Below are 24,916 nucleotides of genomic sequence, written 5' to 3'. Positions count from 1 at the left end.
TTTACTTGCACGCATCATATACAAAGATACGAAAAATGAATACTTTTGTTACCCGAAAGCCTGTATTATTCGCCTAATACGGTTTATTTTACTATGAACGCATAACATATTGCAATTAATGAAGATTACTGACGAGATTGAGAAAAGAAGAACATTTGCTATCATTTCTCACCCGGATGCCGGAAAAACAACTCTTACTGAAAAGCTACTTTTATTTGGGGGAGCTATTCAAACTGCTGGTGCTGTAAAGAGCAATAAAATTAAAAAAACAGCCACTTCAGATTTCATGGAAATTGAGAAACAAAGAGGGATTTCGGTAGCTACTTCAGTAATGGCTTTTCAATATCAAGGCAAGCAAATTAACATTCTGGATACTCCTGGACATAAAGATTTTGCCGAAGATACCTATAGAACATTAACCGCAGTTGACTCGGTAATTTTGATAATTGACTGTGCTAATGGTGTGGAGGAACAAACCAAGCGATTAATGGAGGTTTGTAGAATGAGAAATACACCTGTAATCATTTTTATTAATAAAATGGACCGTGAAGGAAGGGATCCTTTTGATCTTTTAGATGAATTAGAAGATATGTTGGATATCAGAGTTCGTCCGCTTTCATGGCCAATTGGAATTGGAGCTACTTTTCAGGGAGTATATAGTATCTACAATAAAAACCTGAATTTATTTGCAGCCAATAAAACCAAAATTTCTGAAGAAATTGTAAAGATTGCAGACCTGGAAGATCCTCAATTGGAGAAAATAATTGGTGAAGATGCGACAGCTGAGTTAAAAGAGGAGTTAGAATTAGTAGAAGGAGTTTATGATGATTTTAATTCAGAAGATTATCTAAAGGGTGAAGTTGCCCCCGTATTTTTTGGATCAGCAATCAATAATTTTGGGGTTAAAGAACTTTTAGAAACATTTCTTGATATTTCTCCTTCTCCAATTGGAAGAGAGTCTAGCGAAGGATATGTAGAACCTGAAGACAAAGATTTTTCAGGATTTGTATTTAAGATACACGCCAATCTGGATCCTAATCACCGAGATAGAATTGCCTTTTTAAGAATTGTATCAGGAAAATTTGAACGCAATAAATTTTACAATCACGTAAGATTGGATAAAAAGTTAAAATTCCCCAACCCTACCTCATTTATGGCGCAAGACAAATCGGTAATTGATGAAGCTTATCCGGGTGATGTAGTAGGATTATATGACACAGGTAATTTTAAGATCGGAGACACATTAACGGAGGGAGTTACTTTCAGTTTTAAAGGTATACCGAGTTTTTCACCTGAAATTTTCATGGAACTTGAAAACAAGGATCCAATGAAATCTAAACAATTAGAAAAAGGTATTCAACAGTTGACAGATGAAGGTGTTGCCCAGTTGTTTATTCAACAACCGGGAAACAGAAAAATAGTAGGAACAGTTGGTCAACTTCAATTTGAAGTAATCAAATATCGTTTAGAGAATGAGTATGGAGCAAAATGTGATTTCACTCCACGCCGATTCTATAAAGCTTGTTGGATGACCACAGACAACAGAGATCAATTAGATCAATTTGTCAAAGCTAAAGCATCATACATAGCCAAAGACAAAGATGACAATTACGTTTTTCTAGCAGAAACAAAGTTCTTATTAGATATGGCTCAACAAGACTATCCTGATATTACATTCCACTTTACAAGTGATTTCAAAGTAAAATAACTTATCTAATCACTATTGAATGTTGCATTGTACTAGTTGGAGAAGCAAGGTATAAAATGTATTTACCTGCTTTAATGTTTGATACATCAACACCGTTCTCAATTCCATGTTGACTTAACACAACTTTTCCGTTTAAGTCAATTAAGTGAACCGTACTAGCGCTTAGGTCATCTCCAAAAAACTGGATGTGTTCATCAACCGGATTTGGATAAACTTTATAAGAGTCATTCAAATCTTCTAAACCAACAACAGTAACCAATTCGCAAATTGAAGTATCAGTGCATGCACCTTCATTCAGTATCACAGCATAATTACCGGTACTTGATACAACCAAAGATTGAGCTGTTTCACCCGTAATATTTGATTGAGTTCCGCAATTGAACCATTGGTAAGTTGCATCTGCATCATCAGCAGTAATTGTCAATCCAGAAATTGTAACAGAGTTTTGTAATTGAGTTACTGAAACTGTAATTGTAGTAGCAGAAGAAGTTCCACAATTATTTACAGCTTCAACTGAAATGTCCCCATTTGTAAGCGACGGAATTGCATTAATAGTGGCAGTTGTTGATGTTCCGGTCCAACCACTTGGTAATGTCCAATTATATGCAGACGCTCCGGTAACTGCTGCTGCAGTATAGGTATAAGATGTATTTGGACATACACTCAAATCTCCTGTAACACTTGCAGGAGCTCCTGGAGCTACACAAGCTTCAACAGTAATTGTACCTTTCATTCCCACTGATGCATGAGGAGAACAAACATAATAATGGGTTCCAACTGTTAAAAATGAAGGTAATACCATACCTCCTCCATTTGGAGTTGTAAATCCACCACCTAATGGTGTGTTGCCATTTGCATTCCAGGTAGTTTGATTGGTTTCAACAACAAAATGAGCTCCACCAATTGTGAACTGAACAGTATCCCCTTCAGTTATTGTCACTGCGTCAGGACTAAAAGTAAACCCACTATTGATTATAGTTACGATTGTGGCATTTGAATAAAAGCTAATAAATAGAATTAGCGATAAAAAGGAAAATTTCAACATTGTAGTAGTTTTTAAGTTTGGCGCAAATTAAGAAAACTACTTAAAACCAACTAATTAAATAGTCACAATTTATCTATTGCTTAAATAAACTTATGCCATATTTATACTTGTCTGAGTTGTGGCGTGTGCCATTGCACGTTCAGCTTGTAAAAAGTGTCTTTCAATGTGGTTTATATAAAATCTAAATGTGTCGCCTAACCTTAGTTTTATCAATTTTGAAATGGTAATAGATGTTTTCACCTTTTTTAAATCAACAGTTTTTGCCACATTCAGATGCTGCAATAAGGTTTCTTCAAACTTTATCAATTTGTCCAAAACAGCTAAGTCTAAATCACTGTTATTGGGATTCATTGATTTAAAAGTCTTCATTTTATTGAGTTTAGGTTTTGGTTCCATGCTCTTGGCAAAATAGTTACCTAAAACACCTGAACTGAAATAAGAATTAGGTTGAGTTTGACTTTCCTTTATTCTATTCCCAATCTCCGGCATATAAAATTCGGCGTATCTGTTAAGGTGCTCAACACATTCTAAAGCGCTCCAACTATCTTGAGTTGGCTTATAATTGAGCTCATCAAAATCTAGATTTTTCCATTCTTTAAGTTTGGCAAGATGATTTTGTGTCATTTGCTCTAATTCACTGATCAATACTTTTGATTCAAACTTCATGATTTTTTATTTTCAAAGGTCGCCTCTCTTGCGCACTTAAATCTTGATCCAAATCAAGAGTTTTGAATTCTTGAAAATGTTTCTGCAGTCATTCTTAAATAATTAGCGATATACTTATTTGGAACCTCTTGAAATAATTGAGGACTTCTTTTCAAAACTCTATGATATCTTTCCTGCGGCGAATTAGTCAATAAATCAATTTCTCTTTCCAATTGTTGAACTACCAAATCCGCTAAAATTTCATTCCAAATTTTTTGATACGTTGGCTGCTCACCAATCAATTGCATAAAATGCTCTTTAGAAAAAACCAATGCCTTTGATTTTTTAATCGCAGTTACATACAAATCGGTTGGTTTTTCAGATAAAAATGAATCAATCAAGACAAAAATATTGTTTTGATAACCGAATCGAATTATTCTTTCTTCATCCTCATCAGTCACATAAGCTATGAGACATCCACTTTGAATTAAATAAATATTAGTATCAATTTTACCTGCAGAACAAAGCAGATCTCCACGATCTAATTCAATCATTCTTGGTGTACCGTGTCTTTCAATTAAATCTTCTATTATTTGAAGTTGATTCATGCAATTTTTAACTGATATTGAAATTACAAAATTAAGATGACTTCAACTTTCTAATAAACTTCTGCGTGATTATAGATGAATGTATTTTTTAGTTTATTTTTAGTCAATTGAATTTTTTAGGACACGCATATATCGCTAGAAACAATCCTGAATTAATTGCAGGAAATTTTGCAGGAGATGCCTATAAAGGAAATCTTGAACATTTTGATTTACCCAAGAATATTATAAATGGTGTCAAACTGCATAGGTTTATAGATGATTACACAGATCACTCCCCTTATATTCTTGAAGCCGGACATATCTTCCAATCTAAAGGAATAAAGAAAATAACCTATATCGCAACAGATATTATCATGGATCATTTTCTTGCCAGGGAGTGGAATTCATACTCAAAAAAAGACTTCAATATATTCATTGATCAGGTATATCAAAAAACAGATCAATACTTAACAGATCTTGACCCGGGTTTTATTCGCATGTATAATAACTTGAAGCATTACGGTTGGTTCTTTGACTACTCAACAGAAGAAGGAATCAGAAAGATCTTATGGCAATTTTCCAAAAGAATAAATTTTGAAAATGATCTTCCAAAATGCATGGATATTTATGTTGAAAATAAAGGTCAATTTGATGAACTCTTTGGCACTTTCATTTTGGATATCAAAGAACAGTCAAGACAATTTATTGAAGGTTTATCTGCATAATTTTTATAAATTGTAGCAATGATTCGCCTACTCCCTTTATTTCTTTTATGTTTACTATGTTCCTGTCAGGAAGAAGAGGAAGAAACAGTAGAAATTGAGCGTTGTCACAGAGACTGGGAAGAAGTACAAAAAGATTCGGTACTGACCATTTTAGCTGAAAATGGACCTGCATCCTATTTTATTTACAGAGGTAGAAACATGGGCTTTGAATATGAATTGCTCCATGAATTTTGTAAAGACATGAATATCAGACTTCAGGTAAGAATGGTGAACGACCTGGACGAGATGTATGAACTTTTGGCCAATTGTGAGGGTGATATAGTGGCCTGTAATCTTACAATAACAGAAAACCGCAAAAGGTATGTTGACTTTTCAACACCTCATATTTTAACGCATGACGTTTTAATTCAAAGAATTCCTGCGGATACTGATACAGTTAATCAATTGGTTACTGAAATAGAACAATTGTATGGAAAGACCATTCATGTTTGGAAAAACTCCTCGTTTTATGAGCAAATTGTGTTGATTAATGACAAACTAAATTTAAACCTTACCATTGTTCCAACCAGTGGAGAATTGATTACAGAAGAACTTATTAGGCAAGTAAGTGATGGTGAAATTGATTACACAATTGCTGATGAGAATGTTGCAAAAATTGACTTGAATTATTACAGCAACTTAGATATTTCGTTGAAACTCTCTGAAGACAGAGAAATTGCATTCGCATTGAGAAAAGGAAGTGGAAGGCTTTTAGACACATTAAACTTTTGGTTAAATGACCGATCTAATCGCTCAACAATAGGCGAAGTAAAACGCAAATATTTTGATCGTAAAAACCTCACTTCCAAGGCACAACAACCCTATTCTTCCTTAGTGCCTGAAGGTCAATTATCACCATATGATGAAATCATCAAAGAAGAAGCGGCCAAAATTGGTTGGGATTGGAGGTTGATCTCGGCAATTATTTATCAGGAATCAAAATTTGAAACATGGAAAACTTCATGGGCCGGAGCTTTTGGGATATTTCAATTCATGCCATCAACAGCATCTGCATACGGTATAAGTAGAAATTCGTCAGCAGATGCACAAATTAAAGCCGGTGTTAAAAAACTGAATAAAAACTTCCAGCAATGGCTTGAAGAAATTCCTGATTCAACTGAAGCAATGAAATTTACCCTGGCCACCTTCAATACAGGGAGGGCACACATTGATGACGCCAGAGCACTTTGTGAAAAATATGAAAAGGATCAAAATGTTTGGGATGACAATGTCAACAAAATGCTTTTAAACCTATCTAAGCCCAAATATTATAGAGACGAAGTGGTTAAAAATGGATATTGTAGAGGTGTCGAAACATATGAGTATGTCATAGAAGTTTTACAGCGATTTGAAGAATACAAATCTGCTTTTCCTGAACCGGGAGATTAAAAAAGAGAGACCACTGCCTCCCTTCTAAACTTATTTTTTTCCGTTTCCATTTCCTTTTCCATTACTGTTTCCCTTTCCGTTATTATTGTCGTTCTGGGCATCATTATCAATAATGTATGTCTCAGTGGAGACAACTTTTCCAGGAATAGATCCACACTTTTGGACTTTAAGTAGCTTATTATCTGAGCCTGTTCTACTAATTATCCAGGCATTAGCGGGACAATCTTTTTTAGCCTGACTACAAGAGGTTGAAGAAGCTTGCTTTCCAGGTGGTTTTCCCGGAACCCAGACTCTACATTGACCAGAAGGTGGAATGTGGCCATAGGGTATTTTCAATACTTTATATGATTCATAAGTTCCACCATTGGATTGACCTCTGGTTCCTCCTCCACCTTCGTCTCCATTACCGGATCCAAGGGTATCATTCAGAAATGCACAAGATTGCAACAAGAGGGCGAATATCACGCCCAAGGCTAATGGGAATAGTTTCATTTTCATACTTTTTATAGGTAACTGTTGCATTTAATTTAATGATTAAAATCCACAGAAAAAACACCTATTTTTCAGTTCATTTATTTTCAAGGATTTACATTTGCTGATAAAAAGTTCTCAATCTTTGTTTATTATAATATTCTAACTATCTTTGCGCCCTCGAAATACCTAATAAAACAGAAGGGTTTTCGGCCGAAACCTGTGAGGTGGAGGAAAATTAATTATTAACCGGAGTTTCGCACTCCAAATTATAACGCTTAATGGCAACAAAAATTAGATTACAAAGACACGGAAAGAAAAGAGCAGCATTTTATCACATTGTAATTGCTGATGAAAGAGCAAAAAGAGACGGTCGTTTCATTGAAAAAATCGGAACTTACAATCCAAATACAGATCCTGCTACTATTGACTTGGACTTTGATAGAGCTTTACACTGGGTAAAAGTTGGTGCACAACCTACTGATACTGCTAGAGCAATTTTGTCGTACAAAGGTGTTTTGTTAAAAAATCACTTAGACAAAGGAGTACAAAAAGGTGCTATATCTGATGCTGACGCTTCTAAAAAGTTTGAAGCTTGGATGAAAGATAAAGATGCTAAGATTGAAGGTAAAGCTGATTCTATTGCAAAAGCAAAAGAAACAGAAAAAGCTGAGAGATTGAAAGCTGAAGCTGAGCAAAACGCTGCGAAAGCTGCTGCTATTGCTGCTAAAGAAGCTCCGGCTGTTGAAGAAGCACCTGCTGCTGAAGAAGGAGAAGCTACTGAAGAGGCTCCGGTTGCAGAAGCAACTGAAGAAGCTCCGGCTGCTGAGGCTACTGAAGAGGCACCTGCTGCTGAGGCTACTGAAGAGGCACCTGCTGCTGAGGAAGCTCCAGCTGAAGAGGAAGCAGCTAAAGAAGAGGAATAATAACCTCCCTTTAATTAGCAATAATGTTTCTAAAAGAGGATTGTTTCCGATTAGGGCATGTTTCAAAAGCTCACGGTTACAAAGGAGAAGTTTCAATTTTTCTTGATGTAGACGATCCTTATGATTATAAAGAACTGGAATCAGTTTTCATTGAAATAGATGGAAAACTGATTCCTTTTTTTTTGGAGTATATCCGAATGAGAAATAATGGATATGCTGTTGTAAAATTCGAACTTGTTGACACTGAAAAACAAGTCAATCTGATCCTGAGAAAGGATTTGTTTTTACCACTTGAAGTTTTACCGGAGACAGAAGGAAATCAATTCTATTACTTTGAAATTGAAGGATACACTGTGGTAGATAAAGAACATGGTGAAATAGGAACTGTCCTTGGTATAATTGATTTGAGTGGAAATCCCATCATTCAAATTGATGCTGATGGAAAAGAAATTCTAATCCCCAAACAAGATGAGTTTATAGAAGAGGTTGATCGTGAAAATCAAATTCTCCACATTAGCGCTCCTCCCGGTTTGATTGAAATGTACCTGGAGTAAATTCTAAAGGCATGTCAAAACCTTTTAAATTCAAGCATTTTGAAATTGTTCAGGATGAAAATCCACTTAAAGTAGGAACAGACGCCATGGTTTTAGGATCATGGACCGCAAAAACCATTTCAAAACTCCAAAAAGAACCGAAAAGAATCTTAGACATTGGAACAGGAACCGGAGTATTGGCGTTGATGATGGCTCAATCATTTGAACAAGCAGATATTACAGCTATTGAACCCGAGACAATTTCCTTTAATGAAGCGCAGCACAATTTTGCTCAATCCAAATACAAAAACCGAATTTTAGGAATCAAATCCAGCTTACAACAATTTGGCTCAATGGATAAGTTTGACCTCATTATTTGTAATCCACCTTATTTTAACGGAACCTATTTGAGTGACAACCTCACTAAAAACAATGCAAGACACAATACAACTCTAGAGACTTTTGAACTTTATGAAGGTATTGACGAATTATTAAATGAAGATGGAAGCTGTTTTATAGTTATTCCTCATGATTTGATTACTGAACATCTTGAAAGAGCTTTTGATAACGATTTGTATCTGCATCACATTTTACACAGCGTTTCACCTTCTGGCAATAAAAAACGTGCATTTATATGCTTGGGGAAACAAGACATAGATCCCATTGAATCAACTTTACTTATTAAGAACGATCAGAATCAATATTCTGCCGAATATGTTGAATTAACAAAAGAGTTTCACGGTACAGATCTTACTTCTTTCTGACCCAGTTGTACAATACAATTACAAGTATTACTCCTCCCGCTAACAATATCCATTTAACATATGGATTTTTAACGCGTTTTCTACCCTCCCCTAATGAAGGCCCTTCAATAGTTTCTTCAACTATTTTAACCGGAGCTGGACGCTCATCAATCATACCCAGAAGTGAATCTAAATCTAGATTAATTTTATCCCATGCAATTTCCACTTCAGGTTCTTGATCATGCTCATCCATTATATCCTTGTAATCAATAGGATCAAATCTTTCCACAATTCCGTGACTTGATTTCTCATTAGGCTTTGCGTTTTTATATTCCTCAATCAATTCATTGGCATGTTTAATTTTTTCATCAATTGCTGCGCTTGAATTTCCATGATAAAACTTAGACACTTCATAATAAGCCAGGCCATATTCTACTGAGATAGTACTAGAGAAACAATCTCCCAAGTCAACCAGCAAATCTGCCATCATTGGATCATTTGCCGGAGTAAATGGAAAACGCTCAACTAACTGAATCCAAAGTTGACTTCTAACATCATCATCAGATTCCTGTTCCTCTGTTAAACCTAAAATTGTATTGTGCTTTAACCAGTTTTTATTCTTTTCAATCTCCTTTTTTGCTTCCAAAATTTTTACATGAACCCATTCACTTCCTTGATGTGATTCAGGATTTAATTCAATTCCTCTATTGATATATTTGAGAGCACTATCTACTTCACCGCACAATTCATAGGCAGTTCCCAAATTAGCAGCCAATTGGTATTCATCAGGATGCAATTCATAAAGTGCTTTTAATATATCTTTTGAAAGTTCATATTTCCCCAATCGCATCAAATTTGTTGCATAATCAGACAAATCCATATAACTTCCTGATTCCTCCAATTTTTCATGAATTTCCGGTAATCTTGATGCAATTCCTTCTACGTAAAAATTTTTATGCAGCGTTCTTTCGTACTCATATGGATTGGCTTCGTGTAATTCACCATCTTTATCTACGCTGTAATAGTCATTAAGACAAGCTATTGATAAAACGACTGAAAATACTGATATTGCTGTTAAAAGACTGCGTTTCATTTGATAAGGGTTTATTGAACTGTAGACCTGTTTTAGCGATCTGAACTGTAATGTGGTATAAAAGTAGTAAATTTGGTAATCTCAATACACATAATCTACACATGAAAAATTTACTACTCCTGGCTTTAACGGCCTTTACTTTCAATTCATTTTCCCAAATAAACATGGATTCCCTAGGATACATGGATATTGCTACAATGCATAGTACTGATTTAAATGACATTTGGGGATATACGGATGAATTAAACAATGAATACGCCCTGGTTGGAACTATGGACGGCACCTCAATTGTTGACGTTACAGACCCATCAAACCTTGTTGAAATTGCCTGGATTCCGGGTATGAACTCTATTTGGAGAGATATCAAAGTTTATGGAGACTATGCTTACGTTACAACTGAAGCTAGTGAGGGTCTTTTAATTATTGACTTATCTCCGCTACCGTCTAGCACAACTTTACCCACTACTCATTATAACGGACCAATGGGAAATCAATGGTCATCAGCTCACAACCTTTATCAAGCAGATGGTTATGTTTACATTTTTGGAGCAGATAGAGATAATGGAGGTGTAATTATTTTAGATGTCGCTACAGACCCTATGAACCCTATAGAAGTAGGTTCATTTGAGCAATGGTATGTTCATGATGGATTTGTAAGAAATGATACAGGATATTTTTCTCACGTAAATGATGGCTTCTTCTCTATTGTTGATCTAACTGATAAAGCAAATGTTGGCGTAACAGACATAATAGGAACACTAGCTACATCAAATAACTTTACACATAACTGCTGGCCATCTGATGATGGACAAACATTGTTCACCACAGATGAAGTTTCAAATGGTTTTATTGATTCATACGATATCTCAAACCCAGCGAATCCAATATTTTTAGATAATATTCAATCTTCACCCGGGAACAATATAATTCCGCATAATTCGCACGTTCTGAACAACTATTTAGTAACCTCATATTATACAGATGGCGTTGTTATTCATGATATTAGTGATCCAAATAACATGGTAGAAGTTGGATTTTATGATACTTCACCAAACTATAGTGGCGGAACTTTTAACGGATGCTGGGGAGTATATCCATTCTTTGCTTCAGGAAACATTATTGCTTCTGATATTGAAGAAGGACTTTATGTATTAGGATTTAACCCTACTCCAAGTTGCTATTTGCAAGGAAACGTTACTAATGCAGGAACAGGACAACCAATCAACAATGCATTAATTGAAATTTTGACAACTGCAACTACAGACAATACAGATGTTTTAGGAGATTACAGTATTGGAACCACTAATACCGGAATGTATCAAGTGAGATATTCAGCCAGTGGATTTTATGCAGATACGCTTGATATTGATTTTGTAAGCGGAACGATATTGAATGAAAATGTAGCTTTAGAGCAAATTCCTTTATTTACGGCAACAATTACTGTTGTTGATGATCAAACTTCTGATCCGGTTGCAGGAGCAAGCGTATTGGTTGAACATACTTTACAAAACTTTGAAGGAATTACAGATGCAAACGGTGAAGTGAGTTTTGATTTGTTTTACGAAGACAACTACAACATTACTGCAGGTAAGTGGTTAAGAACAAATGATTGTGATGCAGGAGTTTCATTGACAATTGCAAACAATTCACATGAACTTCAAGTTGGTACAGGAATTCAAGATGATTTTACGTTTGACTTTGGATGGACCACATTTGGAAGCGCTACAGCAGGCCATTGGGTGAGAGAAGTTCCGGTTGGAGCACAGGCAAGTGGTGAAGTAGCCAATCCTTTTTCAGATGTAATTGATGATTGTTCAGGTTTTGCCTATTTAACTGGAAACGGTTCAGGAACAGTTGGTGGAGATGATGTTGACGGAGGATCTGTTGAATTAAAATCTCCAATTATGGATTTGAGCGGATATATGAATCCTGAAATCAACTTTGACTACTGGTTCTTTAATGGATTTGGTAGTGGTGGTGCAAATGATTCATTAGCCATTTACATATCAAATGGACAAGGTGTGATTCAAGTAGCATCTCTTGGATTGAACAATGCTGTTGTAAGTAATTGGACAAACATGAGCATTAAGGTGACTGATTATATGGCAGTAACAGATTTAATGCAAATAACTTTCTTAGCAACAGACTTTTCACCAGGTCACGTAATGAAGGCCGGAGTAGATGATTTTTACATCACAGAATTAAGCGGTGCAGGAATTGCTGAATTTACTCAAGACATTAAAATCTTCCCTAACCCGGCATCTGAAAGCATCAATATTTCAGGTATTGAAAAAGGGACAGTTAAATTATTAGATATGAGTGGACGAGTGGTAAAAGAAGAAACAGTTCAAAATAGCTTAGATGTTTCAAATGTTCAAACAGGAATGTATGTGATTGTTGTATATGATCAGCTTGGAAATCCAATCTTTACTCAAAAGCAGCAAATTAAATAAGTTGATTAAAAAATTATAGGAGAAGGCAGGGTGAAATCATCCTGCTTTTTTTTGATTGCTTTATAGATTATACTCGTACTCCAATTACCCTTCGACAGGCTGCGCCACCGCTAAAGCTTTTGCGACACGCGGTCAGGATAAACTGCTTAAATTGATGTTCGAATTATATTCTCACACCAATTACGCAAACGTCATCTAATTGCTCATAATCACCTTTCCAAAGATCAAATTCTTTTTCAAGCTTAATTAGCTGCTCATTCATTGGTAACTGATGAATATCCATCAATAATTTTTTCAAAGAAGAAGATTTAAATTTCTTTCCTTTATCTCCACCAAATTGATCAGCATAACCATCAGAAAACAAATAAAACCTATCACCTTCCTGCAACTGCAGTTCATGAGTGGTAAACGGTTCAGAAGGATCAAATTTTCCTACGGGTTGCTTATTTCCCTTTATTTCTTGTAATTCATTATCTCTAATTAACCAGATAGGATTGTTTGCACCGGCCCACAAAAGTTTATTCGACATCTTATCCCATTTACAAATGGAGATATCCATTCCATCTTTAATGGTTTCTGAACTTTCTGATTCTTCTTGAGGATGATTATTATGTATTTCTGTAGCTGTCTGCTCAAATTGATCAATTACCAATTCTCTGGTACTATCCAATATTTTACCCGGATCCGTGATTTTAAACTCTCTAACAGATCTATTCAACGCATTATTACAAACTACAGATACCATTGCTCCAGGAACACCGTGCCCAGTACAATCTGCAGCAGCAAAAACAACATTGTTTTCATTTAAAGGAACCAACCAATAAAAATCACCCGCCACAATATCTTTTGGACGATACATAACAAATGAATTTGGCAAGCTGGTTTTAAATTGTTCATCAGAAGGCATAATGGCATCCTGAATTCTTTTAGCATAAGTAATACTATCTGTAATTTCTTTTTGCTTTTCTTCTACGATCTCCTTTTGATGCTCTGCATCTGCTTTTTGGCGTTCTGCCTCTTTCTTTTGTTCTACTACCTCTGCAGTTCTTTCCTCAACAGTTTTCTCAAGTAATTCACTTCGTTTTCTAAGGGCGTTAATTCTACCTTTAACGAGTAAATAAACAACTCCTGAAAATGCTAGAATAGCTAAAACATAAAACCACCATTCAAACCAAAATGGCTTTTTAACTACAAAAGGGATCTCCAAAATTTTACTCTCAACGTTATAAGCATTTTTCACTTTTACCAGCAGCTTATACTTTCCATATTGTAGATTGTCAAACCTGATTACGTTATTTGCTCCATTTGATATCCAATCAATATTTAATCCCTCCAGCATGTAATCAAATTGATGTGGAGAAAGCTGAAAAACTTGATTGGTGTAAAATTTAAACTCCATGTAATTTTGATCCCAATGAAACTGTTTTTCCCCTTCCATTAATGACCTAATCTCATTATTATTCAACGATTCGCTATTGATTTTTACTTCATCTAATTCAATCAACAACTCCTTATGCGGAACAATAACATCCTTAGGGTTAAACATTAAAACTCCATACATAGAGGCGAAGTACAAATTACCCTGCTCATCTTTTTGACCAATTGCAGGTAAAAAATTAGAAACTTCTACTCCTAAATTTTTTCCATATCTATAATAGCCTCCACTCACCGGATCCCAACATACAAGTTCAGTTTGAAGGGCTATCCAAACTCTACCAAGGTTATCTTTCACCATGGAACTCACTCCCTCCCCTTCTTTTAATCCGACACTTGATGAGATATCTTCATATTCATGCGTCAACTCATTAAAAGTGTAGAAACCTTGTTTTGTTCCTACATACATCATATCATTATCATTGATCAAAACAGATGTCACTGTACTATCCGGAAAATATGATTCGGCTCTTGAGGGACTAAATAATAAATATGAACTGTCTTGTGGATTCACTATCACAAAACGACCATTAGCCTCAGAAAAGATCCAATTATTTTGATTGGTCTTGAAGGAGAATATTTCGTTGATTTTGAAATCATCCGGGAATTGCATTACAACTTTTTTGGTTTTAGTTTCAGGAAAAAACTCTACTATTCTATCCCCCATTCTAGAACTAAAAATCCCTAAATACCTGTTTACACTTTCATCATGTCTAAAAGCGACAATAAATCGACCTTTTTGATCAAAATACTGAATCTTTCTTCTGTTTTTAAAATCATAAAAAGTGGGACGTAATTCGGCACACATGAAAATAGTATCTTCAACCAGTTTAAAATTTTCAACTCCTCTTTGAACGTCATGCACATAGGACATTTCATCATTATCGATAAAATCCCTCATGGCCATATCTTCATAATCATATATCATCAAGCCTGCTCCACTTGAAATAAAGATCTCGTCAGAATCTCTAACATATAGCTGATTCACAGGAATATTTTGTGCAGAACTATTAGTGTATTTTAGATCCATATTGATCCAATACATTACTCTAAAGTTGTGGATAAAAGGAACATAGACACTGGCGTTATGGGCACCATTTAAAATCCAGACATTACCTTCAGGGTCCTTACTTATAAAGAGTATTTTATTTTCTTTAATACTATTGGAGTTAACAGGATCAGAATAATAGAAATTCACTTTCTTATTATCCATATTAACTACCATCACACCTTGATTCAATGTTGAAATCCAAAGTTGATTCCCAGAAACAACATAATTTAAAGGGTTGACTTGATTTTGCAATTTTCTATCTGCATCAGCTTTATATACTCTTTCAATCTTTTCATTCTCCAAATCCAATAATAGCACACCACTATAAGATCCTAACCAATACTTTCCATTATTATCTCTATGAACCCAATGGATAATTTTAATGGCTATTTCAATTTTGTTTTGAAAATCCTTTGGTTCGTCTTTTATAAAACTTTTGATATCAATCCTACTGAATTCTTCTGTTTCCGGATTAAAAAATCCTGGATAAGAATAAGAACCCCCGCCTCCTTTAAAAAAAGTAACAAAGAATTGATTGTCTTCTAAAATGGCTAAATCCTTAATATACCAGGCGGCCTCTTCTTTTGGCTGCTCTCCATTTTCAATATCGCTATTAAAAATGTACATCTTATTATCACCTTTACCTTCATTGAATTTAATAAGTCCTCTTCCCCAGGTGCATAACCACATTTGATCATTTTTGTCCACTTTAAATCTCACAACAGCACCTACTTGCACAGTATCAAGATTTAATTCATCAATATAAAAGTGTTCAAATTGCCAGGAATGTGTGTTGATTTTAGTAACGGCACAGGTATCTAAATAACCAATCCAAATTTCATCTTCTCTGATGTTTGAGATAGAAACTATGTCTTGTGAAAGGATTGTGTTTCCTCCATCTTTTGAAGGAATAAATGTTTTTCCTGAATAACCATTATGATGTAATAGACCGAATTCAGTTTTACCTAAAAAGCTACCATCTTCTAGCCAGGTTTGATAGGTAAATTCTTTTGTACCAAAAACTTCAGTATCAATATTTTTGAAATTCACATACCTATGCTGTTGAGCAAAACCGAAAAAGCTCAATAACAATATCAAGGTGAGTGAAAAACGCAATATCATAACAGGGTAAAGATATTGGTTTTCAACTAAATCTTACTCTGGGAAGTGTATTATTAACGTTAATTATCCCTTTTTAGGTATATACACGTTTTTGAGATGTTTTACATCTTTTTGAAGTTCCAAAATAGCTTTAGTGAGCTCACTTTCTTTAAATTCTGAAGTTGGAAGGTCTGAGGAGATGTAATTAACGAATTTCCAAATCTCAACTATCTCATTTGCATGCACTTCGTAAGGTTCATACGCAGGATTTGTACTGCACAATTGGAAACTTTGGCTGTCTGATAAACGCTTATAAACATTTTTAAATACGATTCCGTCATCCAATGTTACTACTATATACGGATATCCATCTTTGATGTTACTCCAATTCTCAACATACTCAGCTACTACAAAAGAGCCATCACTAACAGGAGGCATGGAATCACCTTTGATTGGAAAAGTTCTATATTTTCTATCCTTTTTTAAGAAAGGTAATTGAAAAGTAGGCAGGACAGAAATAAAGTCAGGATCTGAAAAACCTGAAGTATATCCTGCACGAGCTTTTTCAGGAACCAATTCAATATTGTCATTATTATCATTGTCAACAGTCATTGCTAAGACACGAAGATTCTTTCCTTCCACATCAGCTTCAATACCTTTATCAATTTTATCCCACTCATTTTCAGAAACCTTTCCTAGATCTCGTTTAATCAACTTATCCAATGAGATATTATAAAATGAACTGAATTTGATGAGTGTTGAAAGATTGGGCTCAGCAACTCCATTTTCATATCCGCTATATGATGAACGCGTTAAACCAAGCTCAATAGCAATTTCTTCTTGAGAAAGTTTTCTTCTTTTTCTTAATAATTTCAGATTTTCACCTATCATAATTGATACTAATTGACAATAAATTAGTCAAATATAAATAAAAAAGACGAATTTTTAATCAATAAAGTTAATCGGCTTAATAAAAATTTTACTTAATCCGGAAATATCTTCAGTTGAAAAGAGGTTAAATTCTTGTCCTTTAAAAACGAAAGTAAAAATTGAGTACCAACCTAAATTTTGCTTTTGAACAAAGTCAACTTGAAGGGCTTTAGAAAAGGATTTAGTTTTTTCAGACGAGAAAAAGCTGGGTCTGAAATACAATTCTTCCTCTCCTATTTTTAGCCTATTTAATTCACCAAAAAAGCTAGCCTCTCTTTTGCTACTAGGCTGTTCAAAAAAAGCCTGAGGCTCATCTATACGTTTAATCTTTCCTTTTTCCATATAAATGATTTTATCTGCCCATTCCATTGCCTCAATTCCATTATGAGTAACCATTAGAGCAGCAATATTGTTTTTCTTAAGGTATTTTCTGATATGATTTGAGATCTTACTCTTTGTTTGAAAGTCTAATTGATTAAAAGGTTCATCCAGTAACAATAATTCAGGTTCATCTGCCAAGGCTCTTGCAATAGCTAATCTCTGCTGTTGACCTCCCGAAATCTCAAGTGCTTTATAGTTTCTGAACCTTGTTAACTTGGTAATTCGCAACATACTCTTCACCCTCTGCTCTTGATAATCACCATCAAACCTCAACAAGCGGTTTTTAATATTCTCTTCTACTGTATGGTAGACATCCAGTTCAAAATCTTGATTAACTAAACGAATTTCTTCATTTCCCGGAATCAGCTTCTGAGTTGAATCTTTGATCTTTTCTCCTTTAAAAGTTACTTCTCCTTCTTGATGTGGTAAAAAACCGGCAATTGCTTTCAGTAAAGTTGTTTTACCATCCCCGGATGCACCGAGAATAACGGCAATTTCACCTGCTTGAAGTTCAAAGTTGCATTTTTTTACAACCTTGTTTTTATCATAACCTACAGAAAGGTTTTTTATAGAAAGGATTGATGACATATCTCAAATTCAAAGATACAGCCGAACCATCCTTTAAATTGAAAGGACATTAATTACTTATTCACATGAAAAATGGGAAATCTATTCGTAGATTCTGACCAGGTGGGTATCGTAATCACCGTCAGATTGCCAGAATTTAAACTGGTATTCTCCTGGAAAGTCGATATCAATTTCAAATTCCACCTCTCTTTCAGTAAATACTAAATTACAGTTACATCCTTCGTACTCTGTAATCAATTTCACTTCAAAAGAATTGTCAGATTGAGTAATATCAAAACGCTTGAATTCTCCACAAGAATTTTCAGCCAAAAATTTAACGCCAACTTTTTGATTATCACCTACCTTAACACTATCAGGAAACTCTCCAATTACAGTTGCAGTGGCCTTTTCTTCAAGACAAGGTTTATTCCCTCCTAATTCACAGCTTGTAACTGCAAAAACCATCATTGTCAATATCCCAAATAAAACCTTCTTCATTTACTTTTTAAAACCTTCAATTAAAACTGTACAAGACACATTAAAAGGAGCCGGATTTCTCGGTGATGGATGTTGAACATTCATGATCATGGATCCGTCAGGTAAAAATATTACACCTGTTGTCTCAGCACCTTTTGGAGCAATTGCAAATCTCAGTAAGTCTTCAACAGTAGGATTTTCAATGCTCATATCCAAAAAATAGACTTCATTATAATACTGTCTATCTTCTTCGGCTAACGCATCTACTCTACCTCTGTCGTAACCATTGATATCTTCACTGATCACCAAATAGGTCTTGTTACCAAAAGAAACGGAAGTATTACAGTCCGGGTTGGAGAAACATCCTAAAGAATCGCTAAACATCCCTCCTTCAAGGTATGAAACCATCTTATTATTCGACGGATCAAACTCTAAAATTCTTCCAAAAGGATCATCCATTTGGCCATTTTCATCAGTAAGAGAATTTTTCACCCAATAAGGTATGGTTCCTCCTCTACTAATTGAAGCGTCCCAGTCCATGTAATCTTTACCTGTTTCTGAGATATAATATTTACCGTTAATTTCTTCTATCCATTCATGTCTTACAATCATTGTTGCTCCCATTTCCACCGCAATCTTTCTACAATTAGCCAATGAAGTTGTATCCATTGGCAACTTCAACCATTCTCCACTTTGCCCATCTTCAGATTGTTTATAGGCATAAAGTTGTCCGTGATCAAAATCATTTGCCTGCTCCATCTCTAGTTTCATAAACACTCCCGGATCGTAGTCATCTGTTATATAACATGTTTTTCCATCAGCAGTAATAGCAACATCTTCATGTACTAATTTACCCATGGTTAGATGTCTTTTCACCACTTTTCTTTCTCTTGGATCTACCTCTACAACATACCCCATGTTTTGCCACATTGGCCTTCCATTTCCAAAATCATATTCTTTTAATCCTCTTTTGGTGAAATACTCGTTGTCGTAACCCCAAGTTTCTTCACAAGAAAAAACATTTCCGTTTGGACCTAAGCTTCCACCGCAATTTCTATCTGTAAACCCAACACTTCCAAAATCTATGTGATGAAACTCAGATGTTATTTTCCAATGACCATCTATTTTTTCAATATCCATTACTGTGGCTCCACCGCCATCACCTAAATCTGCATGTGGTTCATTGGTTTCATGAGAGATATATAAAATCCCTTTATTTTCAGGATCATCCTCAGAGGGAATAAAAACAGAAAGGTCATGTTTTCCTTTTGCGGGAAATTTTTGACCATCAGCTCTTGTCACCAAATCATGTTTCTCTCTAAAAAGCACAGTGTATGTAAACCCCTCAGGCAAAAGAAGATCTGTAGAATTGAAATTAGAAGCTATTGAGTTAAAAAGCGGTGTAGTATCCACTATTTCCTCTTTAACAAGAGTATCTTCCGTAATTTGACTTTCGTCTTGCTGGTTTTTACCACCACAAGACAGCATAAGCATTGCAGGTATTAAAAAAGCTAATTTTTTCATTTCAATTTGGGGAGGCCAAAAATAAGCTTTTCATTAAAACAAAAAGAAGTTTTTATAGAAAAATCGCTTAACAAACAGCCAATTACTTTTTGAAAATCAAACAAATAATGAATTAATTATTAATATTTTTCAAGCTGAATGTTCTATATTTAAACATAGGAAAATCAAACGCTACTATTCTATAAATGTCTTTAGCCGAAAAACACTCTATTAATACAGCCTATTATCTTGAAAAAGCGCAAGAAATAGGAAAAATAGGAACGTGGGATTTAGATCTGCTCAACAATCAGTTGTATTGGACCAAGCAAAACTACATCATATTTAATGTAGATCCTGATACTGAACTAACTTATGAACTCTTTCTAGAAAAAGTACATCCGGATGACAAAGATTTTGTCAATGAAAAATGGACAGAAGCCCTAGAAAGAAAATCCAATTACAACATTGAACACAGACTTCTAATTGATGGCAAGGTGAAATGGGTGAAGGAAAAATGTGAATTTGAGTTTAATGAGGATGGAATTGCAGTAAGAGCAGTAGGAGTATCACAAGATATTACTGAGCAAAAAAGAATTGAAGAATCGTTAAAAGTAAATCAGTATTATTTAGAAAAAGCTCAGGAAATTGGAAACATTGGAACCTGGGATGAGGACTTGGTCACAAAAGAAATAAGCTGGACCAAACAGACGTATAAAATTTTTGAATTGGATGAAAGTGTCAAAATCGTAGATGGCACAATTGAAGAGTTTATTCATCCTGAAGACAAAGACAGGGTAATTGATAGCTGGGAAAAAGCGCTAGAAGGAGAACCTTACGATATAGTTTACAGAATTGTAGTCAATGAAAAATTGAAATGGCTAAAAGAGAAAGCCGAATTTGAATACAATAAAGAAGGAAATGCGGTCCGTTGTATTGGTGTTACAGAAGATGTTACTCAAATGATGGAAATGGGTATTGCACTAGAGGAAGCAAGAAAAAAAGCGGAAGAAAGCAATCAATTAAAAACAGCATTTCTAGCCAATGTTAGTCACGAAATCAGAACGCCTTTAAATGGTATTTTAGGATTTGCTGATCTCTTATTGAAAGATAGCTCTTTGGATAACAAATCACGTCAGCAGTATTTAGAGATAATTAAATCTAGTGGAGATAATTTGTTGAACATTATCAATGATATTATTGACATCTCCAAAATTGAGTCCAATCAATTAAGTATTCAAGTTCAAGTTTTTGATCTCCATCAGCTTTTAAACAACATCAAACTAATAATCCTACAAAGTGTTGGAGACAAAAAAATAGATATTGAACTTGAATTTGCAAATGAACAGAAAGAGTTTTTTATTGAATCAGATCCATTGCGAATTCAACAAGTATTACTCAATCTACTTTCTAATGCCGTTAAATTTACAGATGTAGGTACTATAAATTTTGGATATAGAACTAATCAGGATCAGAATACCATACAATTTTATGTGAATGATAGTGGTATTGGTATAAGTGAACAAGATTTAGAAAGAATATTTAAGCGTTTTGCTCAAGTTAAACCTAAAGGAGGAATCGGCACAGGTTTAGGATTATCTATTTCAAAGTCTTTGGTAGAAATGATGGGAGGAAGAATTAATGTGTCCTCAGAAGTTGGAAAAGGAACCAATTTCACTTTCCGTATTCCTCTACGAGTTATAAACCGAATTGTATTGGATCCTAAAAAAGCAGACTTAGACAAAGAGCTTACCGATAAAAGGATTTTAATAGTGGATGACAATCATATTAATTGCTTGTATTTATATGAAGTATTGAGCAGAAATGGAATGAAACCTAAAAAAGTTCATTCAGGTGAAGCGGCAATTGAAGAATGCAAAAGTAATGATTATGACGTTGTATTAATGGATGTAAATATGAAAGGGATTGACGGTTATGAAGCCATGAAGCAAATTAAAACTTTCAAACCTGATCTACCGATTATTATTCAAACGGGATATGCAATGAGGGAAGAAGAACAGAAAGCGTTAAATGAAGGTGCTAGTAATTATATTTCTAAACCTATAAATATTGGGATTCTAAAGAATATGATTTCTGAATGTCTTTAGATTCTCACACCAATTACCCTTCGACAGGCTGCGCCACCGCTAAAGCTTTTGCGACACGCGGTCAGGATAAACTGCTTAAATTGATGTTCGAATTATATTCTCACACCAATTACGCAAACATCATCTAACTGTTCCATTGCTCCTTTCCAATCTACATGTGTTTTTTCTAAAATACTTTTCTGTTCATTAAGTGGTTTGTCCACCACATCTAAAATCAGGTTTTTAAAACTCTTATTCTTGAATTTTTTACCTTGTTCACCTCCAAATTGATCTGCATATCCATCAGAATATAAATAAACTGTATCCCCTTTTTCTAACTCAATTTCGGTTGTATCAAAAGGCTTCAAGTTTTCATACTTCCCAACAGGTTGTTTGTTTGCTTTGATTTCATGTAAATAAAAATCTCCCTGATTCAATACATTAGATTCCACCCCTATACTTGACCTCTTTGTAACAATCCATGCATTATTATGTGCTCCTGAAAAACACACAACAGCCTTCCCTTCAGATTTATATTCGACACTAATCAAGCTAATATCCATTCCATCCTTAACTTCCTCTATACTTCTTTCAAATCGTTCAACAACCAGCTCAGTGGTTTTGTCTAAAATTTGACCCGGCTTAATTAGGTTGTGAGACAATACAGATTGATTAAGCGCATTGGAACAAACTACTGAAACCATTGCTCCAGGCACACCATGTCCCGTGCAATCAGCAGCTGCAATTAAATTGATTTCTCCATGTTCCTCGTTTGCTTCAACAGATTCCATCCAATAGAAATCACCTGCCACAATATCTTTTGGCAAATACAAAACAAAATTGTTGGGAAATTTATTGTTAATCATCTCTGTAGGAGGTAAAATAGCTTCTTGTAATCTCTTAGCATACTTTATACTATCCAACACCTCTTCATTCTTATGCTCAATAATTTTCTTTTGCTCGGAGATTTCGTCAAAAGACAATCTCAATTGACCTTCTGCTTCTTTTCTTAAGCTAACTTCTTTTTTAAGTTTTCTATTCCAATAAATAAAACTACCAAAGATCAACAAGATAACCCCAGCTGAAATTCCAGCTATTCTCCAGATTCGAGCCATATCTACTCCGTGCTCAAATTGCACTGAGACCCAATTTTGGACAATTTCATTTTTCTCTTTTGGAGAAATAGCATTGATTCCTTTTTGCAAAATACTAACGAGTTCAGGATTTCCTTTTGCCACCCCCATTTTTACTTCAATTTTCGGATAGTCAGTAGGTGCAGCGATTTTCAGATTTTCAAAGCCATTATAATTCAGATAATGACTGACTACACCAAGATTAGCCACTGTTGCGTCTACTTCTTCAGTTGCTACCGCCCACAAGCATTCTTGAACCCCAGATTTATACACAAAGTTCATTTTAAATTGCTCTTGTTCTAACAATCCTGTGATATAATAATTTTCAGGAGCAGCTACTTTTTTTCCTTCCAAATCTTCTAATTGCCCTATGAATTCACCTTCTTTTCTAGTGACAATTACAAAATCATATGCCAAATAAGCTTCTGTAAAATCCAAAAACTTGCTTCTTTCTTCATTTTGAGCAAGTGCCGGTAAAAAATAGATTTCTTGGTTATGTAAAAGTTCTAGTGACTGACTCCAACTTTCAATCCCGTCATAAGGAACAAAATCTACACCTATCTTCTTTTCCATTAGCTGAAGGTAGTCAGCTGAAATCCCTGAAAACTCTCCCTTATCATTTGCAAAACCTATAGGTTTCCATTCAGGATCATATCCATGTGGAATTATCGGATGTTCTTCTATCCATTTTTGTTCTTCAGGCGTAAAGATTATTTGATCATTTTGACCAAATGATTGAAATAGAATAAGAACTGATATGAATGAAAGAATCTTAATAAAACTGCTTGATTTTGAGAACTAAACTAATATTTAAATTAAAAAAAAGCCCTATTATTCGATAATTAGACAAAATGCATCCATAAAAAAACCGTCCCTAATAATTTAGAGACGGCTTTATCAATATTTAGAATTTACTTAAGCGTTTACCTCAAGCAAACCATTTGTTTTCTTAACTCCCTCTGCGCTTTCTTGCATTTTTGCTTTCTCAGCATCAGATAAAGAAACTTCAACGATTCTCTCAATTCCGTTTTTTCCAAGAATACATGGAACACCGATTGACAAGTCGTTTAATCCATACTCACCTTCTAATAAAGCTGAACAAGGGAACATCTTTTGAGAATCTAAAGCAATAGCTTTAACCAATTCAGATACTGCAGCACCTGGTGCGTACCAAGCTGAAGTTCCTAATAATTTAGTCAAAGTAGCTCCACCAACCTTAGTGTCTTCAACAATTTGTTGCATTCTTTCTGATGAAAGGAATTCTGATACATTAACAGAATTTCTTGTTGCTTTTTCAATCAATGGAACCATTCCAACATCAGAGTGTCCACCGATTACCATTCCGTCAACATCAGAAGTTGGACATCCAATAGCTTCAGCTAATCTATATTTAAATCTTGCTGAATCTAGTGCTCCACCCATTCCGATAATTCTGTTTTTAGGAAGACCAGTTGATTTGTGTACAAGATAAGTCATTGTATCCATAGGATTTGATACAACGATAATGATCACATTTGGAGAGTGTTTAATCAAATTTGAAGAAACCTCTTTTACGATTCCTGCATTGATTCCGATTAACTCTTCACGAGTCATTCCCGGTTTTCTAGGAATACCTGATGTAATAACAGCAACTTCTGAATTAGCTGTTTTTGAATAATCATTGGTAGATCCCGTAATCATGGTATCAAAACCATTCAATGAAGAAGTTTGCATAAGGTCCATTGCTTTACCTTCTGCGTATCCTTCTTTAATATCTAATAGTACAACTTCTGCAGCAAAGTTTTTCATTGCGATATATTCTGCGCAACTTGCTCCAACTGCTCCTGCACCTACAACTGTAACTTTCATACTGGTTAAAATGTTAAAGATTAATAAGCGATAAATTCTTTTGTCTCAAT

The 24,916-nt window shown here is 34.8% G+C and carries 20 protein-coding genes; 8 read left to right on the top strand and 12 right to left on the bottom strand.

The features are described from left to right. The first annotated feature begins 118 nt into the window (after positions 1-118). A complete protein-coding gene (locus K6119_RS19150) occupies positions 119-1,708 on the top strand; it encodes a peptide chain release factor 3 (RefSeq protein ID WP_221834667.1) in 1,590 nt (529 codons plus the stop codon). 1 nt (position 1,709) lies between these two features. Here K6119_RS19150 and K6119_RS19145 read toward each other — a convergent pair whose 3' ends face one another. From K6119_RS19145 to K6119_RS19135, 3 genes are all read right to left on the bottom strand, one after another. Continuing rightward, positions 1,710-2,753: a T9SS type A sorting domain-containing protein gene (locus K6119_RS19145; RefSeq protein WP_221834668.1), complete on the bottom strand. Its 1,044-nt coding sequence runs from the start codon at positions 2,751-2,753 to the stop codon at positions 1,710-1,712. Between the two features lie 90 nt (positions 2,754-2,843). After that, entirely contained in the window at positions 2,844-3,419 is a 576-nt protein-coding gene (locus K6119_RS19140) for a DinB family protein (RefSeq protein WP_221834669.1), read from the bottom strand. Positions 3,420-3,472: 53 nt separating this feature from the next. Next, entirely contained in the window at positions 3,473-4,006 is a 534-nt protein-coding gene (locus K6119_RS19135; RefSeq protein WP_221834670.1) for a Crp/Fnr family transcriptional regulator, read from the bottom strand. A gap of 107 nt (positions 4,007-4,113) precedes the next feature. Here K6119_RS19135 and K6119_RS19130 point away from each other — a divergent pair, with 107 nt between their 5' ends. After that, on the top strand, positions 4,114-4,710 hold the full coding sequence (locus K6119_RS19130) for an acyl carrier protein phosphodiesterase (RefSeq protein WP_221834671.1): 597 nt from the start codon (positions 4,114-4,116) through the stop codon (positions 4,708-4,710). An 18-nt stretch (positions 4,711-4,728) separates the two neighbouring features. After that, positions 4,729-6,138 (top strand): MltF family protein, encoded by a 1,410-nt coding sequence (locus K6119_RS19125; protein WP_221834672.1) that lies wholly within the window; start codon positions 4,729-4,731, stop codon positions 6,136-6,138. A 30-nt stretch (positions 6,139-6,168) separates the two neighbouring features. Here the strand turns inward: K6119_RS19125 and K6119_RS19120 are convergent, their stop codons facing one another. Then, positions 6,169-6,630: a hypothetical protein gene (locus K6119_RS19120; RefSeq protein WP_221834673.1), complete on the bottom strand. Its 462-nt coding sequence runs from the start codon at positions 6,628-6,630 to the stop codon at positions 6,169-6,171. A gap of 260 nt (positions 6,631-6,890) precedes the next feature. Here K6119_RS19120 and K6119_RS19115 point away from each other — a divergent pair, with 260 nt between their 5' ends. The 3 genes from K6119_RS19115 to K6119_RS19105 are packed head-to-tail and all read left to right on the top strand — an operon-like array spanning position 6,891 to position 8,832. After that, entirely contained in the window at positions 6,891-7,535 is a 645-nt protein-coding gene (locus tag K6119_RS19115) for a 30S ribosomal protein S16 (protein WP_221834674.1), read from the top strand. A 23-nt stretch (positions 7,536-7,558) separates the two neighbouring features. Continuing rightward, the gene (gene rimM / locus K6119_RS19110; RefSeq protein WP_221834675.1) at positions 7,559-8,089 is read left to right on the top strand and encodes a ribosome maturation factor RimM; all 531 of its coding nucleotides are present in this window, start codon (positions 7,559-7,561) and stop codon (positions 8,087-8,089) included. 11 nt (positions 8,090-8,100) lie between these two features. After that, positions 8,101-8,832 carry a tRNA1(Val) (adenine(37)-N6)-methyltransferase gene (locus K6119_RS19105; RefSeq protein ID WP_221834676.1) on the top strand — a complete coding sequence of 244 codons (732 nt, stop codon included), beginning with the start codon at positions 8,101-8,103 and terminating at the stop codon, positions 8,830-8,832. On the opposite strand, the gene K6119_RS19100 is transcribed toward K6119_RS19105, so the two are convergent. After that, entirely contained in the window at positions 8,819-9,904 is a 1,086-nt protein-coding gene (locus K6119_RS19100) for a tetratricopeptide repeat protein (protein WP_221834677.1), read from the bottom strand. The genes K6119_RS19105 and K6119_RS19100 overlap by 14 nt on opposite strands. A gap of 101 nt (positions 9,905-10,005) precedes the next feature. On the opposite strand from K6119_RS19100, the gene K6119_RS19095 reads away from it, so the two are divergent. After that, positions 10,006-12,357, top strand: coding sequence for a choice-of-anchor B family protein (locus K6119_RS19095; RefSeq protein WP_221834678.1), 2,352 nt, complete (start codon positions 10,006-10,008; stop codon positions 12,355-12,357). 163 nt (positions 12,358-12,520) lie between these two features. Here the strand turns inward: K6119_RS19095 and K6119_RS19090 are convergent, their stop codons facing one another. The 5 genes from K6119_RS19090 to K6119_RS19070 form a co-directional block, all read right to left on the bottom strand. Further along, complete coding sequence (locus tag K6119_RS19090; protein ID WP_237828060.1) at positions 12,521-15,892, bottom strand: SpoIIE family protein phosphatase; 3,372 nt, start codon at positions 15,890-15,892, stop codon at positions 12,521-12,523. Between the two features lie 135 nt (positions 15,893-16,027). Further along, a complete protein-coding gene (locus K6119_RS19085; RefSeq protein ID WP_221834680.1) occupies positions 16,028-16,834 on the bottom strand; it encodes a helix-turn-helix domain-containing protein in 807 nt (268 codons plus the stop codon). A gap of 54 nt (positions 16,835-16,888) precedes the next feature. Beyond that, entirely contained in the window at positions 16,889-17,842 is a 954-nt protein-coding gene (locus tag K6119_RS19080) for an ABC transporter ATP-binding protein (RefSeq protein WP_221834681.1), read from the bottom strand. Positions 17,843-17,923: 81 nt separating this feature from the next. Continuing rightward, positions 17,924-18,319, bottom strand: coding sequence for a hypothetical protein (locus tag K6119_RS19075; RefSeq protein WP_221834682.1), 396 nt, complete (start codon positions 18,317-18,319; stop codon positions 17,924-17,926). Then, positions 18,320-19,822, bottom strand: coding sequence for an alkaline phosphatase PhoX (locus K6119_RS19070; protein WP_221834683.1), 1,503 nt, complete (start codon positions 19,820-19,822; stop codon positions 18,320-18,322). It abuts the gene before it with no gap. A gap of 185 nt (positions 19,823-20,007) precedes the next feature. Here K6119_RS19070 and K6119_RS19065 point away from each other — a divergent pair, with 185 nt between their 5' ends. After that, positions 20,008-21,906: a hybrid sensor histidine kinase/response regulator gene (locus tag K6119_RS19065; RefSeq protein WP_221834684.1), complete on the top strand. Its 1,899-nt coding sequence runs from the start codon at positions 20,008-20,010 to the stop codon at positions 21,904-21,906. Positions 21,907-21,998: 92 nt separating this feature from the next. Here the strand turns inward: K6119_RS19065 and K6119_RS19060 are convergent, their stop codons facing one another. Next, a complete protein-coding gene (locus K6119_RS19060; protein WP_255715321.1) occupies positions 21,999-23,684 on the bottom strand; it encodes a transporter substrate-binding domain-containing protein in 1,686 nt (561 codons plus the stop codon). Between the two features lie 249 nt (positions 23,685-23,933). Next, complete coding sequence (mdh, locus tag K6119_RS19055; protein ID WP_221834686.1) at positions 23,934-24,866, bottom strand: malate dehydrogenase; 933 nt, start codon at positions 24,864-24,866, stop codon at positions 23,934-23,936. Positions 24,867-24,916 lie beyond the last annotated feature (50 nt).

Source organism: Paracrocinitomix mangrovi (assembly GCF_019740355.2).
Lineage (GTDB): Bacteria > Bacteroidota > Bacteroidia > Flavobacteriales_D > Crocinitomicaceae > Paracrocinitomix > Paracrocinitomix mangrovi.
This window is presented reverse-complemented; position numbering and strand designations above follow the sequence as displayed.

Coding starts and splice junctions, on each gene's coding strand:
- K6119_RS19095 (WP_221834678.1), top strand. CDS start 10,006: ATGAAAAATTTACTACTCCTGGCTTTAACGGCCTTTACTTTCAATTCA.
- K6119_RS19070 (WP_221834683.1), bottom strand. CDS start 19,822: ATGAAAAAATTAGCTTTTTTAATACCTGCAATGCTTATGCTGTCTTGT.
- K6119_RS19080 (WP_221834681.1), bottom strand. CDS start 17,842: ATGTCATCAATCCTTTCTATAAAAAACCTTTCTGTAGGTTATGATAAA.
- K6119_RS19105 (WP_221834676.1), top strand. CDS start 8,101: ATGTCAAAACCTTTTAAATTCAAGCATTTTGAAATTGTTCAGGATGAA.
- K6119_RS19065 (WP_221834684.1), top strand. CDS start 20,008: ATGTCTTTAGCCGAAAAACACTCTATTAATACAGCCTATTATCTTGAA.
- rimM (WP_221834675.1), top strand. CDS start 7,559: ATGTTTCTAAAAGAGGATTGTTTCCGATTAGGGCATGTTTCAAAAGCT.
- K6119_RS19085 (WP_221834680.1), bottom strand. CDS start 16,834: ATGATAGGTGAAAATCTGAAATTATTAAGAAAAAGAAGAAAACTTTCT.
- mdh (WP_221834686.1), bottom strand. CDS start 24,866: ATGAAAGTTACAGTTGTAGGTGCAGGAGCAGTTGGAGCAAGTTGCGCA.
- K6119_RS19150 (WP_221834667.1), top strand. CDS start 119: ATGAAGATTACTGACGAGATTGAGAAAAGAAGAACATTTGCTATCATT.
- K6119_RS19145 (WP_221834668.1), bottom strand. CDS start 2,753: ATGTTGAAATTTTCCTTTTTATCGCTAATTCTATTTATTAGCTTTTAT.
- K6119_RS19115 (WP_221834674.1), top strand. CDS start 6,891: ATGGCAACAAAAATTAGATTACAAAGACACGGAAAGAAAAGAGCAGCA.
- K6119_RS19125 (WP_221834672.1), top strand. CDS start 4,729: ATGATTCGCCTACTCCCTTTATTTCTTTTATGTTTACTATGTTCCTGT.
- K6119_RS19120 (WP_221834673.1), bottom strand. CDS start 6,630: ATGAAACTATTCCCATTAGCCTTGGGCGTGATATTCGCCCTCTTGTTG.
- K6119_RS19075 (WP_221834682.1), bottom strand. CDS start 18,319: ATGAAGAAGGTTTTATTTGGGATATTGACAATGATGGTTTTTGCAGTT.
- K6119_RS19140 (WP_221834669.1), bottom strand. CDS start 3,419: ATGAAGTTTGAATCAAAAGTATTGATCAGTGAATTAGAGCAAATGACA.
- K6119_RS19135 (WP_221834670.1), bottom strand. CDS start 4,006: ATGAATCAACTTCAAATAATAGAAGATTTAATTGAAAGACACGGTACA.
- K6119_RS19100 (WP_221834677.1), bottom strand. CDS start 9,904: ATGAAACGCAGTCTTTTAACAGCAATATCAGTATTTTCAGTCGTTTTA.